This is a genomic window from Streptomyces sp. HUAS MS02 (assembly GCF_055702265.1).
The window spans coordinates 1,325,465-1,338,563 of the sequence record NZ_CM146747.1; the positions used below are offsets into that span (position 1 = coordinate 1,325,465).

Annotated in this window: 13 protein-coding genes and 1 pseudogene; 4 read left to right on the plus strand and 10 right to left on the minus strand. The window is 67.4% G+C overall.

Features of this window, described 5'->3' with window-relative positions:
- Nucleotides 1–5: 5 nt before the first annotated feature.
- From ACZ9QC_RS05725 to ACZ9QC_RS05745, 5 genes are all read right to left on the minus strand, one after another.
- Nucleotides 6–1,577: a sensor histidine kinase gene (locus tag ACZ9QC_RS05725; RefSeq protein WP_472919127.1), complete on the minus strand. Its 1,572-nt coding sequence runs from the start codon at nucleotides 1,575–1,577 to the stop codon at nucleotides 6–8.
- The gene (locus tag ACZ9QC_RS05730; protein ID WP_467451717.1) at nucleotides 1,574–2,320 is read right to left on the minus strand and encodes a response regulator transcription factor; all 747 of its coding nucleotides are present in this window, start codon (nucleotides 2,318–2,320) and stop codon (nucleotides 1,574–1,576) included. Before ACZ9QC_RS05730 ends, ACZ9QC_RS05725 begins: the two co-directional genes overlap by 4 nt.
- Nucleotides 2,321–2,406: 86 nt before the next feature.
- Nucleotides 2,407–4,155: a CotH kinase family protein gene (locus ACZ9QC_RS05735; RefSeq protein ID WP_472919128.1), complete on the minus strand. Its 1,749-nt coding sequence runs from the start codon at nucleotides 4,153–4,155 to the stop codon at nucleotides 2,407–2,409.
- A complete protein-coding gene (locus ACZ9QC_RS05740) occupies nucleotides 4,155–4,832 on the minus strand; it encodes a DUF4956 domain-containing protein (protein WP_472919129.1) in 678 nt (225 codons plus the stop codon). Before ACZ9QC_RS05740 ends, ACZ9QC_RS05735 begins: the two co-directional genes overlap by 1 nt.
- Nucleotides 4,829–5,671: a VTC domain-containing protein gene (locus ACZ9QC_RS05745; protein WP_472921609.1), complete on the minus strand. Its 843-nt coding sequence runs from the start codon at nucleotides 5,669–5,671 to the stop codon at nucleotides 4,829–4,831. The genes ACZ9QC_RS05740 and ACZ9QC_RS05745 overlap by 4 nt, the downstream gene beginning before the upstream one ends.
- Before the next feature lie 339 nt (nucleotides 5,672–6,010).
- Here ACZ9QC_RS05745 and ACZ9QC_RS05750 point away from each other — a divergent pair.
- A protein-coding gene (locus tag ACZ9QC_RS05750; RefSeq protein ID WP_472919130.1) for an IS3 family transposase occupies nucleotides 6,011–7,242 on the plus strand; the annotation gives its coding sequence in 2 pieces (ribosomal slippage) (nucleotides 6,011–6,332 and nucleotides 6,332–7,242; 1,233 coding nt in all).
- 132 nt (nucleotides 7,243–7,374) lie between these two features.
- Here the strand turns inward: ACZ9QC_RS05750 and ACZ9QC_RS05755 are convergent.
- A complete protein-coding gene (locus tag ACZ9QC_RS05755; RefSeq protein ID WP_472919131.1) occupies nucleotides 7,375–8,610 on the minus strand; it encodes an MFS transporter in 1,236 nt (411 codons plus the stop codon).
- Nucleotides 8,611–8,841: 231 nt separating this feature from the next.
- Here ACZ9QC_RS05755 and ACZ9QC_RS05760 point away from each other — a divergent pair, with 231 nt between their 5' ends.
- Entirely contained in the window at nucleotides 8,842–9,471 is a 630-nt protein-coding gene (locus ACZ9QC_RS05760) for a transposase domain-containing protein (protein WP_472919132.1), read from the plus strand.
- A gap of 187 nt (nucleotides 9,472–9,658) precedes the next feature.
- Here the strand turns inward: ACZ9QC_RS05760 and ACZ9QC_RS05765 are convergent, their stop codons facing one another.
- The 4 genes and pseudogenes from ACZ9QC_RS05765 to ACZ9QC_RS05780 form a co-directional block, all read right to left on the minus strand.
- Entirely contained in the window at nucleotides 9,659–9,913 is a 255-nt protein-coding gene (locus ACZ9QC_RS05765) for a transposase (protein WP_472919133.1), read from the minus strand.
- A gap of 342 nt (nucleotides 9,914–10,255) precedes the next feature.
- Nucleotides 10,256–10,468 carry a hypothetical protein gene (locus tag ACZ9QC_RS05770; RefSeq protein WP_472919134.1) on the minus strand — a complete coding sequence of 71 codons (213 nt, stop codon included), beginning with the start codon at nucleotides 10,466–10,468 and terminating at the stop codon, nucleotides 10,256–10,258.
- Between the two features lie 118 nt (nucleotides 10,469–10,586).
- A pseudogene (locus ACZ9QC_RS05775) lies at nucleotides 10,587–10,757 on the minus strand (hypothetical protein); the annotation flags it as partial.
- 7 nt (nucleotides 10,758–10,764) lie between these two features.
- On the minus strand, nucleotides 10,765–12,057 hold the full coding sequence (locus ACZ9QC_RS05780; RefSeq protein WP_472919135.1) for a PucR family transcriptional regulator: 1,293 nt from the start codon (nucleotides 12,055–12,057) through the stop codon (nucleotides 10,765–10,767).
- A gap of 195 nt (nucleotides 12,058–12,252) precedes the next feature.
- Here ACZ9QC_RS05780 and ACZ9QC_RS05785 point away from each other — a divergent pair, with 195 nt between their 5' ends.
- Together ACZ9QC_RS05785 and ACZ9QC_RS05790 are read left to right on the plus strand one after the other, a co-directional pair.
- Nucleotides 12,253–12,651 carry a carotenoid oxygenase family protein gene (locus ACZ9QC_RS05785; protein WP_472919136.1) on the plus strand — a complete coding sequence of 133 codons (399 nt, stop codon included), beginning with the start codon at nucleotides 12,253–12,255 and terminating at the stop codon, nucleotides 12,649–12,651.
- Nucleotides 12,652–12,875: 224 nt separating this feature from the next.
- Nucleotides 12,876–13,079 carry a hypothetical protein gene (locus tag ACZ9QC_RS05790; RefSeq protein ID WP_472919137.1) on the plus strand — a complete coding sequence of 68 codons (204 nt, stop codon included), beginning with the start codon at nucleotides 12,876–12,878 and terminating at the stop codon, nucleotides 13,077–13,079.
- Nucleotides 13,080–13,099 lie beyond the last annotated feature (20 nt).

Genomic DNA, 13,099 nt, shown 5'->3' on the forward strand with positions numbered 1-13,099 from the left:
CGGTCCTATACGCAGGTGTGGGGAGCCGGGGCAGCCGTGGCTGCAGCGGCGGGCTGATACGGCAGGAGCAGACGGAAGGTGCAGCCTTCACCTGGCCTGGCCTCGAGTTCCAGACGGCCGCCGTTGGCCTCCGCGGCGCCGGCGGCGATCGCAAGCCCCAGGCCGGACCCCGCTGCCGCGGCCCGCTCGGCCGAATCGGCGCGGTAGAACCGCTCGAACACCCGCCGCGCGTGCGACTCGGCAAGGCCGGCCCCGTCATCGGCGACCTCGACGACACAGACCTGAGTGCCGGGTGTGAGCGGCGCGTTGGCGCTGGTACGGCCCGGTCCAGTCGTGCCCGGCCCGTGTGGGCGGACTCGGGAGGTGCCGACGCGCACCTGGATGTGTGTCCCGGTCGGAGTGTGGACGCACGCGTTGGTGAGCAGATTCGACAGGATCTGCGCCAGCTGATGCGGGTCGCCGACGGCGTCGACGACGTCCAGCTCGTTCACGCGGGCGTCGTCCTCGGGGTCAGCGAGAGTGCCAAGTCCTATGCTGCGCCCGGGGTGTCGCACGGCGACGGCAGCGATACCGTCGGCCACGAGAGAGAGGAGGTCGACTGGTTGCCACCGCGTCGCGGGTACCTCACCGAGCTTGGCCAGTTGGGACAGGCTCTCGATGAGACGGCTCATCCGGTCGGCGTTCCGCACGATCAGCTGCTGTGCCTCCTGGCGTCGTTCCAGGCTCATCTCCGGCTCCTGCAGCAGGAGTTCGGCGAAGCCCTGCAGAGACGTGAGGGGAGTTCGCAGTTCATGGCCGGCGTCCGCCAGGAAGTGGCGCAGCCGTTGCTCCGACGCCTCGGTGCGACGCAGCGCGGTGCGCAGCCGGTCGAGCATCGTGTTCAGGGCACGGCTGAGGTGGCCGACCTCGGTGACCGCATGCCGGTCCGAAACGCTCAGTTCCAACTCACCTTCGGCGATGCGCCTGGCAGTGCGCTCGACTCCGACCAGCGGCCGCAGTCCCAGCCGCACAACCAGGGTGCCGAAGAGGACTACCCCCGCTGCGACGGCCACCCCGATAGCGAGGCTGAACCACAGCATCCGGGAGGTCGCCTCGTCCACCTCCTTCAGAGGCAGCGCCACCACGACCCGGGTGCCGTCGGTGCCGGACCGGGCGATCACCCGCCAGGTGCTGCCACCGTCGGTCGCGGCGACCGTGGCGGGTCGGCCGTTCTCGAGGCCGAGTTCCGCCTCCGACTTCGGGAGTCGCGGCCCGGCACTCCCCCCGTCGCCGCTCAGCGACACGGCAATCCGGTGGCCGCCTCTGTCGTAGAAGTACACCCGGTAGTCCGAAGGGAGGCCGCCCGTCCTGCCGGGCGCCCCTGCCGCCGTCCGGCCGTCGGCCACGTCCTGATACAGCTGGGGCACCAGCTGGAAACGGGTCAGTCGCCCGTCGACCTGGTCCGTCAGCCAGGAGTGGAGCAGGGCGAGCGATGCCGCCTGACAGAGCAGAACCGCCGAGGTGGCCAGCAGCGTGACGCCGAGCACCAAGCGGGCTCGCAGCGAGCGCGGTTTCAGCCGGCGCAGCCACCGCCTCACAGCGCCGCCGCCCCCGGTCCGGGGCGCGCGGCCCGCAGGCAGTAGCCGACACCGCGGACCGTCTGGATGAGCTGGGGTTCGAACCGGTCTATCTTGCGCCGCAGGTTGCGTACGTAGGTGTCGACGATGCGGGCGTCACCGGCGAAGTCGTAGTGCCAGACCTCGGACAGGATCTCCTTCTTGCCCACTACCCGTTCCGGCTGCGCAAGCAGGCAGACCAGGAGCCGGAATTCGGTGGGCGACAGCTGGATGGGCAGACCGGCCCGGCGCACCTCGTGGGTCTGCTGGTCCAGCACCAGATCCGCGTACCGCAGCGGCGGCGTCCTGGTCCCTCCGCCCGGTGGCATGTCGCTGCGCCGCAGGATGGCACGGATGCGCAGCAGCACCTCCTGCACGTGGAACGGCTTGGTGACGTAGTCGTCGCCGCCGGAGCTGAGGCCGATGATGCGGTCCTCGACGTCCGTACGCGCCGTCAGGAACAGCACCGGCGTATAGACGCCCTCAGCCCGCAGATGACGCGTCACCGCGAAGCCGTCGATGTCCGGAAGGCCGACGTCCAGCACGATCAGGTCGGGTTGACCGCGGCCGGCCTCGAACATGGCGGTCTGGCCCGTGTCGGCGGTGCTCACGGAGTAGCCGGCGGCGTGCAGGGCGGAAGTGAGCAGGGTGCGGATGCTGGGGTCATCTTCGACGACAAGCACATTGTGCTGGGGTGGCGCGAGCGCCGAGGGCGCGACGGGCATGGACCTTCCTTTGCTCGTGAGGCGTTCGCGGTGTGCCGAAGGCCCGGACGGCGCCCCACGGGGGACTGCCGTCCGGGCGCCGGTGATCAGCCGGTCACCTCCTTGTTCTTGGCCAGCGCCGCGGTACGCTCGGTGACCGTCTTTCGCAGCTTCTCGACGGCGGAGTCCAGCTCCTTGCCGTCGGCACCGGCCTTCCCCGCCTGTTCGGCGATGGCGTTCAGCGCCTTCAGGGCGGTCCCGGAGCCGTAGAACTTCTCGTACAGCTCCTTGTACGCCTTCTTGTAGACGGGATCGAAGGTGTCCGAGTCCAGGAAGCGCTCCTTCAACGGGTGGCCCATCATGCCGGCGAACCCACCGCCTTCGCCCTCACCGCCCTGACCGCCTTGGCCGTTCTGACCGCCCGGTAGACCGGAAGGCATTCCGGACGGCATGCCTTCCGGCAGATTCTCGGGCATCCCCGAAGGCATTCCTTCGGGCATTCCTGACGGCATCCCGGAGGGCGTGTTCTGTGCGGCCTGGCCACCTGTGCCCTGGCGGCCCTGCCCAGTGGCATCTCCAGCGCCACCACCGAAGGCACCACCCATGCCCGTGTCGTCGTCCGGGCCCGAGGTCGCGTCACCGCTGAAGGTGAGGTTGTAGTCCCATCCCAGGACCGAGAACTTCTTGGTGTCCAGGTCGTACCACAGCAGGTAGTTCTTGCCGGGTCCGGCCATGTCGTCGAAGTTCAAGAGCAGGTTCTGCGCGGCGAGATACGTCGCCAGGGACTCGACGTCCACGTACTGGTCGAGTTCCTTCTCGAACTCCTCGTCCGACGCCTCGTTTGCCCATTTGATGAGCTTCATGACCGGCTCCAGGTCCTGACTACCCACCTTGTTGAGCTGCTCGAACGACTCCTCATAGTCGGTCGGGTCGTCGCCCTTGTACTCGAAACTGCCGCCCGCCCGCGCCTTGTAGAGCACGCCGTTGCCGTCAGCGATGGACTCCGCGTACTCCGTGTCCGGGCTCTCGACCATCAACCGGGTGGCGACCGGGCGGGTGTTGACCTTTACCGACGTGAAGGCGTATCGCTCGTTCTTCTGACCGGTGGTGTCCGTCAGGCTCAGCGCGAGGGCCTCGTTCACCGGAACCTGGCCGTTGCTTCCGGGGCGCAGCGAGATCTCCCGCTCGCCCTGATAGGCGCGGCCCTCGACGAACTCGTCGATCTTGATGAGCCAGGGCAGTTCCTCGGGCTTCTTCTCGGACAGGTTGTAGTTCGTCATCAGGCCCCCCATGCCGCCGGCCCCGCCGGGACCGCCGCCATTGGCCTGGCCGCGGTCCCGGCCCCCGGTGGCGCCGTCCTGCTGCGCCTCCGGGGCGCCCTGCTCGGCGCCTTCGGGCATGGTCCGGCCGCCACCGGGCCTGCCCTGGCCGCTTCCGCGCAGGGACGACAGTGTGGAGTTGCCCTTGAGACGGATCCCGACGTCCTTGAGGTACACCCCGTCGATGGTGAGGTCGGCCTCGATGTAGTCCTTGGTCCCGTCCTCGCGGAACTCCTTCATCATCTTGGTGAATTCGGTCTGGTCGTACTCCAGTTGAATGGAGTGGGAGACCGAGGTGTCGTACAGGTCGACCGTGCCCTCGACGTTCTGCGTGATGGCGTCCGCCTCCACGCGGGAGGAGGAGGTGACGTACGGCGAGACTCGGGCGTCGCCGAAGAAATAGACCATCACCACCAGTCCCGCGCAGACGGCGCCGATCGGCTTCCAGTGGTGCCGCAGCCGTACGGGGAGCCGGTCCCGCATCCGCCGCGGCCTGCGCACAGCGGCCGTGGGGGCCGCCTCGCTGCCGCCGGCCATCACAGGTCGGTCGAGTCGTAACCGGTCAGCACCGTCACCCGCTGGCCCGATGTCCGCTCCTGCAGTGCGGCCACCAGGTCGGCGGGCTCGGTGCCCTTCTTCATGCGCACCGTGTAGAACACCTCGGTCAGCGCGCCGCCGCGGATCGTCTCGGTGCTCACAAGCTCGAACTCGCTGGTGTACTTGATCAGTACGTCACCGATGGCGGGGCCGTAGTCTTCACCGGCCGGCACCTGGACCTTGACGACCTGCCGCTGCACGTTGAGGGCGAACCAGTTGAACTTGAACATGACGAGCATGACGGCGCAGATCACCACAGCGCCGACCGCAGCCAGCGTGTAGAAGCGGGCGCCGCAGGCCATGCCGATCGCCATGGCCAGGAAGACGAAGCCGACGTCTCGTGTCTCCTTGACCGCGTTCCGGAACCGGACGACGGACAACGCACCGACCAAGGAGAACGCCCGCGCCAGGTTGGACCCGACGACGAGCATGATCAGCGCGACGACCATGCCCACGATGACGAGGGTCTGGACGTAGGACTGGCTGTAGGAGACGTTGCGGTGCGTGTACCGGTACACGTAACCGATCAACGTACTCAGGACGAACGACAGCGCCATGGCCACGACGACATCGGCAACGCTGAACGTGCCGCTGAGTTCCTGCAGATCGAAGTTCACTGTGCTCCTGCTTTCAAGGGCGCCTGACGCGCCGACGGCTGCTCGGACAGCCTGTTCGTGGTGGGGGTGTGAGGCGATGGATGGTCGGCCTCGTGGACGTGGAAGACGGACCGGGGTGCGAGCCCGAACGCCTCGATGGACTGCACGTACTTGGAGACCCGGATCAGGCTGAGGTTGCGGCGGGCCGCCAGGTCCGTGATCCAGTACGGGGTGCGCTCGTTGACCTTGATCTCCATCACCGACAGGTGCGGCGGGATGGTGAAGCGGTTCTCCGGGTTCTCCGTGCCGAAGTGGAAGTCCCGGTCCCGGCCGCGGATGCGCCGGTCGAAGGTCACCCGCAGCCCGGTGTCCGCGGCCCGGCCGACCAGCGCCTCGCGCTGATAGCCGGTGATCGCTGTCGGCTGCAGATTCAGTCGTACGACGAGTTCGAGCACCTCCTGGATGAAGGCGCTTTCCCTGGCGGAGTGCTCCACCATCTCCCGGCCGTCGCACAACTGGCGGGCGACGCCGTACGGGAGGGTGATACGGCGCTTCTGTGTGACCCGGTTGACCCGCTGCTTGATCTCCACGCACACCGGGGACTCGTCGGTCACCCCGTCCAGGTTCCCGTAGTGGCGGATGCGCAGCTTGCGCCGGAACTTCAGGCCCTCGATCTTCTCCCAGTAGAACCGCAGCTGCGGTGTGTCGTAGTACAGGCTCCACACCCCGTACCCGCCGACCGGGCTGTTCAGATCGCGGTCCATCCGCTCGGCCAGCTCGTCCCGGATCTCGGTCGCCTCCTCGACCGGTACGAGGTACTTGAGCTCGAACCGGTTGAACGAGTGCAGCCTGCTGGCCACGTGCAACGGCTGTTCCTCTGCCGGGGGCTGCTCCTCCCCCCGGCTCTCGGATTTCCGCCACGTGGTCACCGGTAGTGCCACCATGCGCCTCCTTCGTCGTACGGCCCGATCGGGCGACGCAGGACACAAAACCGGTGGGATGTGAGAAGCAGCTGAGAATTGCGAGGTAATTCAAGGAGTACTCAAGATGACCAATGGGTGAACTGCGCGCGTTGACGCGGCGTCCTCACGGTCCGGGACAGCTCTAGTCGTTTTTGTGGTGGATGGTCGGGACCTGTCCCCGAGTGGTGGACACCTCTGAGCCCGGCCCCGCCAGGGGCCGGGTAGGAGGGATCTCTTATGGTGGTGAAGGTCTACTCGCCCGAGTTCAAGGCGGACGCTGTCGCGCTGTACCTGTCGGACCCAAGCCACACCTTCGAGGGCATCGGCAAGGATCTGGGGATCAGCCGGGAGACGCTGCGCAACTGGGTGCGGGCCGAGCGGGCCCGCCGCGGCGAGAGCGGTGCCACGAACACGTACACGAAGGACGTCCCGGTGAGCGAGGCCACGAGGCAGGAGCTGGAGGCCGAGATAGCGGCCCTGCGCGCGGAACTGAAGACTGTGCGCAAGGAGAACCAGAAACTGGCCACCGAACGGGACATCCTGCGCAAGGCGACCAAGTTTTTCGCCGCAGAGATGAACTGGTGAACCGCTGCCAGTTCATTGAGGACCACCACCGCGCCTGGGGCGTGAAGCGGTTGTGTCAGGTGCTGGAAGTCGCCCGCTCCAGCTTCTGCAAGTGGCGGGCCGGCCGCGAGGCCCGCGCCGCACGTGAGCAGGCCGATGCCGCTCTCGCCGAGCGGATCCGGGCGGTGCACGGCGAGTGGGACGGCACCTACGGCCGCCCCCGCATCACCGCCGAGCTGCGCGACGACGGCGAGCGCGTGAACCACAAGCGTGTCGGACGGGTGATGCGGAAGTTCGGTATCGCCGGGCTGCGACTGCGCAAGCGCCAGGTCACCACCGTGCCCGAACCGTCCGCCACCCTGGTGCCGGACCTGCTGGGGCGCGACTTCAGCGCGAGCGCGCCGAACACCAAGTACGTCGGCGACATCACCTACCTGCCGGTGGGTGACGGCGAGTTCCTGTATCTGGCGACCGTGATCGACTGCTTCTCGCGCCGTCTGGTGGGCTGGTCGATCGCCGACCACATGCGCACCGAACTGGTCGCCGACGCACTCAGGGCAGCCGCCGCCACCCGCGGCAGCCTTGTCGGCGCCGTCTTCCACAGCGATCACGGAGCCCAGTACACATCCCGTCAATTCGCCGATATCTGCGCCGAGTTGGGAGTGCGGCAGTCCATGGGCGCAGTCGGCACGAGCGCGGACAACGCACTCGCCGAATCGTTCAACGCGGCCCTCGAACGCGAGACCCTCCGTGGCGCCCGCCACTTCGACGGGGTCCGTGCCTGCCGCCTGGCGGTCTTCCGCTGGACCACGCGCTACAACACCCGCCGACGGCACTCGGCGAACGGACAGCAGGCGCCGATCGCCTACGAACAGAAGTCAGCTACCCTGACACTTGCCGCATAACGACACGAACAGGTGTCCACTCTACGGGGGCAAGGCCCGACCTCGTTGAGCGCCATCCCGAACTCCTCACCGGATTGCTGGCCGGGACCGGCCTCGAACTCGCCACACCCGTATCAAGCCCGTGGTCAAAGATCAGTACACGGCTGGGTTTGACGTGGCAGCCGGCGGATCGCTGACCGCAGGCACCTCGGGGGTGGAGACGCCGTAGGTGTAGGGCTTCAAGGTTGTCATCAGCAACAGGGCGATGACTGTGGCGCCCGCGGCGATCGAGATCGGGAGCGTGTAGCTTCCTGTCGCGTCGAATCCGATACCGATCAGCACGGAGCCGAGGCCCGCTGCCACTACGTTCAATCCCGCACTGACGCCGTAGATCTCGGCGGAGGTCCGCAGACCGAAGTAACGGGTGATCAGATACGGCAGGAGCATGGCGACGGTCGCCATCCCGGTACCCGTCAGGATGACGCCGAGGAGCTGAAGGACGAACGTGGTACCGGAGACCAGGAGCAGAGTCAGCCCGAGGATGGGTAGGAGGTAAAACGCGGTCGCGGTTCGGGGAGAGTGAGCACGGTCGGCGACGTACCCGCTCAGGAGCACACCGACCACGACGGACAGGGCCAGGATCGACGCCAGGGTCGTCGCGGTCCCCTCAGAGGTGCCGCGTCCCGTCATCCAGTTCACCAGCACCGTCTGCGCGCCGACCAGGGCTCCGGTCGCCAGAGCGTCGGCCACTGAGATGGTCCAGAAGGTCCGGGATCGGAAGGCCTGCTTGGCGGGGACTCCCGGCTCGGCCGCGTTGGCCGCCTTCTCCACCTCAACCCGTGCCACGTCCGCCGCGTCGACAGGCTTGGTCCGCACGAGGAAGAACGCGGCACTGCCGCCGCATACAAGAGCGGCCAGCGCGAACACTTCGTAGGCGGTGCGCCAGCCGTAGCCATTGATGAGCAAACGAGATATTTGCGCGACGATGGACTGCGCCAACTGCGGCGCGGCAGCGATCACCATGCCGAGGAAAAGCGCGCGGCTTGTGCTGTACCAGGACGCCACGACCCGCATAGCCACCACTGGGCCGGCGAAGGCCGCGCTTATACCTATGGCCACCGCGGACAGCCAATAGACGGCTCCGGTAGATTTCATCGTCGACAGCCCGAAGAGGCCCAGTGCAAAGAACGCGACCCCGACACACAGAGGAGTCTTCGCGCCGAACCGGTCAATGATGCGCCCGGCTACGGGGCTCATGACCGCCATCACAATCTGCGAAATCGCAAAAATGAGCGTAAAGCCCGCTGTGGCCCATCCCAGGGATTCGGATACGGGCTTGAGGAAGACCGAGAAGGACCCCGCGAATATCCCTCCCATACTGAAGGCCATGCAGATGAATATGCCAACCGTCGCGGCCATACGAGCGTTTCGTGACATGCCGCCTCCTGTCTTTGCGTCCCTACGTTCCGGTAGTCCGGTTCCCTTTGGCGTGCCGTCCCGATAACCAGCGGGCCGCACACACCGGCAGCTCCGGTGCCTGACTCATTCCTCCACGGAGCAGTCGCGCCTTGTCGGTTTCGTTCACGCGATGACGGCGTTCACTTCCGAATCATTCTTGGCATGCCGGTCAGGAAATGCCAAGTGCCCATATTTCGGGGTATCCAGAGGATTACAGGCAAGTTACCCGCTTGGGTGCCTGGAGGGTATGCCTCGGATCGCCGGCTAAACCAGACGGCGGATCTGGGTTCTCAGGAGCCGTTCGGGGTGCTGGCCTCGGAGCAGTCCAGGGAGGCTGTTGACGAGGTCGTCGTCGCGCACGGCAGGCAGCCCAGGCGGTGGAATTCCAGACTGCCTGCGCATGTGATGGTGTACTTCGCGCTCCCTCTGGGGTTGTGGTCCGGTGATGACTGCGAGCAGGTGATGGCCCGGCTCACGGACCGGTGGAGGCCCCGCGGCTGGGATGCCGGCCGACAGGCCCCAGCCTCGGGCGGGACCACGGAAGCCCGCCAGCGGCTGGGGTCCGGGGTGCTGGCGGATCTGTGCGAGCGGCTGGCGGAGCCAATCACGGAGATCCTCACCCCGGGGGCTGGGTCGGGACGTGGCGGCTGGTGGCCGTGGACAGCACCGTGGTCGACTTGCACGGCACCCCCGCCGACGACGCCTACTGCGGTCGGCCTGGTGGCACTGCCATGCCGGGGCCGTTCCCTCAGGCCAGGGTCGTGGCAGTGCCTGCGTCGGTTGATCTCGTGATTCCGAGGGCTGTCAACCTCGATTCGTCAGCGGCCTGACTGGTCCCGCTGATCCAGTGTCTTGCCCCGGTTTGTCCGACCAGCCACTGTAGCGGCCATCGCATGACGCTGCGGAGGCGTCGGGTTCCACGGGCCCGAGACGGGGGTTTCCTCTCCTTCCTGGTCTTCGTCGCGGTGGTGACCGGCCGTCAGGTGAGGGCTGGAAGCTGAGTGGCCCGCTGCCGGGCGGTGGTGAACGCTGCTGCCCAGGGCCAGCTCCGGTCGAGGTGCAGGGTGCGGCGTCGGACGTGGGCGATGAGCCGGGCGGGCAGGTGGTAGAGCTTCATACGGATCGTCTCCGGCTCCGCGGCGGCGAGTTCGGGTTCGTCGTGCAGGAGGAGGAGCCGGGTCCATACGTCGAGGTCGGCGGCGATCATGGCGGCCAGCACCCAGGTGGCATTCATCTGCCAGGACTCCTTGCAGCTGACAGCACCCTCGACAGTCCCATCGCTGCAGGTCAGCAGGGCCACACCGGCCGATCGTGTTCGACGAGGAAAAGGGTCTCGTGGCAGCGTTCCCGCTGTTCATTCAGAACGGCGACACGCCCCTCGCCGCTCATAGTCCCGCTCAGCCTCGGCGTCGGCAACGGCTGGGATGCGGGCTCAGGCCCCTGACGTCAGACCGGCAGGTCGCCGGACACCCTGCTCACGACGACGGCTTGGCGGCACCTGTCGAACACATCCCGTTTCATGGACTGCAGGCGTGCGGCTTCCTGGGCGTCGCCGTCCCGGATGGCCAAAACGACATCAAGGGTGGATCGTGCGGAGAGCTCCTCGCGTGTGGTCGTACGCCTTGACACCGTCCACGAGGATGGACAGCAATGCGTTCTGCGCGAGGCGCTGCTGTACCCGCTCGATCGGTACGACGTTCGAGATCGGCTCTGTCGTGCCGAGGTGCTGCGGAGCGCCGATCAGCTCGGCGTCGCCGACGCCGACCTTCCGTGCGGCGATCTCGGCCATCTCGATCCGCAGTCCACGGTCGGCGCCCTTGCATGGCTGGGAGTTCGACGCCAGGTGCACGGACAGCTGACGGCTGAGCGGGGCAGAACTCGGGCGCCGGGTCGTCAGCGACCAGGCTCCGCAGGGAGCGGTAGGCCGTGGACCGCGACGTGCCCGGTCGCCCGGCCACTTCGGCCTCGGAGACCACTGGCCGGTCGTCGGTGAGCATGCCGAGGATGTCCAGGGCCGGTCCGCGGTCGAGTTCCGCCCCCGGTAGCCCGATGATCGAACTACGCCCGCGATGCAGGATGTTCTATCTATTTTTCAGGATTCAGATAGTCGTAGATCTCTAGCGCGAGCCCGATCCGGAGCGGGTCCTTGGCCAGGTCGGTACCGAGGATGGCCTCGGCCTGCCGGACACGGTAGCCGACGGTGTTCGGGGCGACGTGCAGCACTTGGGCGGCGGCCGTGCGGCTGCGCTCGAATGCCAGGTAGAGCCGCAACGTCTCGCGTAGCTCCGCCGAGCGGTCGTCGTCCGTGGCCAGCGCACCGAGCTGGCGGTGGACAAACCAGCGGGCGTGTTCGGGGTTCGCCGTGAGCAGGGCGATCACCTCGAGTTCGTCATGGTCGGCGAGCCACGACGACCGTCGGGTGGAGGCTGCGGCGACGCGGCGGACCTCAAGAGCGCCGAGGTGGCTGCGGCGGAACCCGTCAATGCCAGCGTCGAGCGGGCCGAGGGCGGCTCGGATACCGTGCGGGGCGTCGACGGCGCCGCGCAGCCGCTCGGCGAGCCGCTGCTCCGGCGGCGCGGCCCAGCTCATCCACAGCCACAGCGAGGTCCCGCCGGGGCGCACCACCAGCGGTTGGCCGGCATCCGCGGCGTCGGCGAGGCGGCCCGCGAGCCGGTGGAGGGTGTGGGCGGAGTCGGTCCCCGCATCGTCCTCGGTCCAGAGCACGGCGGCCCGGTGGTGACGGGACAGGTCGAGGCCGAGCACCAGCTCCGGATCGCGCACCGAGATGGGGACACCCGCAATGATCTCTTCGATGACCTGACGCCTCGTTGCGGCAAGGCTGCCCAGCCACGCCTCCCGCTCCGCGGTGTACTCGGCGCTGAACCGCGCCGTGAATGCCTCCACGTAGGCGAAGGACAGCTCGGTCACCCGGCGCACCGTGCCAGCGAGCTCGTGCGGAGGCAGGGTCTGGTCGAGGAACTCGAGCAGTCGCTCGTAGTGGTGCACGTGCGAGATCCACATCGCGTGGAGCACCCGGTCCAGGGCGACGCCGCGGTGCACGCTGTCGCGGTTGCCGTCGAGCGCCAGCTGCGGAGTCGCGACCGCTTCGCCGGGGGTGTCGGCGTGCAGGGCGATGAGGATGGTGAGGATACAGGCCTCCGCGGGCCGTCGGACGGTGTCGATGGAGGTGGAACCGGCCATCTCCGGCACGAGCTCGACGACTCGCAGCTCCGCCTCCCTGGCCACCTGTGCGGCCCACCCGACCGGGCCCGGTCCGAGCACCTCCCGGGCGGCGGTCACCGTTGGCGCCGGGCAGCAGGGCGTCACCGGCGGTCCCGTGGGCCCGGCCCGAAGATCGAGCACCCATCGTGCGGCCACCGGCTCCTCCTCGAGCGGTTCCCGTTGTGGTTGCCACCACAAACACCGGGCGGTTCATTGTCGTCCGGGACCGAGTGCGTGCAGGGGCCCAGCCCCTTGACTCTATCCAACGAGACCGGGCCGAGCCGCGACCGGACGCCCGCCCTGCTTCGCCGCCCCTCGACGGGGTCCCCGACGCAGTGGAAGGAATGCAGGATGCAACAGATCAGATTTCCGCAGAACGAGTTCCAGAGCTTCGAGGCACCCATGCGCGCGGAAATCGACATCCGAGCACTGGAAGTAGTTCAGGGCAAGGTTCCGGAGCATCTCGACGGCGGCTTCTACCGACTGCTCGGCGATCGACAGTGGCCATCCTTCACCGAAAATGACATCGGCCTGCTCAACGAAGATGACATGGCCTCATGCCTGCGCATCTCGAACGGCCGCGTGGACTTCCGGACACGGTATTGCCGCTGGCTGACCGCCGGCGTGCGCGCCGAACTGGCGTTTTATCCGGACGCGCATCACACATTCATCGAGACACCCCACCCCGCGGCGGGCGCAGCGAATGCGCGGATCGATCGATTTCTCGTCCAGAGCCTGGAGTCTCGATGAGCGCCCCGGCCTCTCCGAGGGAAAGACGAAACGTACGTACTGACGAGTTGGCGGCCATCGGTTGCGGAATCTGCATCGGATTGGGCATCATCCCGCTGTTCATAGGAACCTTTCCGGTCTTCCTGAAGCCGGTGTCCGACGAATTCGGCTGGAGTTTGTCGCTCTATCTTCAGATGAGCCCTGCTCGGATGAGGTCGAGCGGCGCATCACGCTAGCTAGTCCTCTTGCAAGGTATCGAACTCGCGCATCAGGCGGCAGACATCATCATCCGGACCGCCGGCAGTTCCGCGGCACGAAAGGACAGCATGCTCGGTCGCTACTGGCGCAACATATGCGTGATGCGGGGCCATGTTGCGCATCAGGTGGACAGCGCCGCCATCAACTTCGGGCGCACGCACTTCGGGCTGCCCCCGGTAGGCATCGCCTGACGAGCGCAGGACTGCTGCCC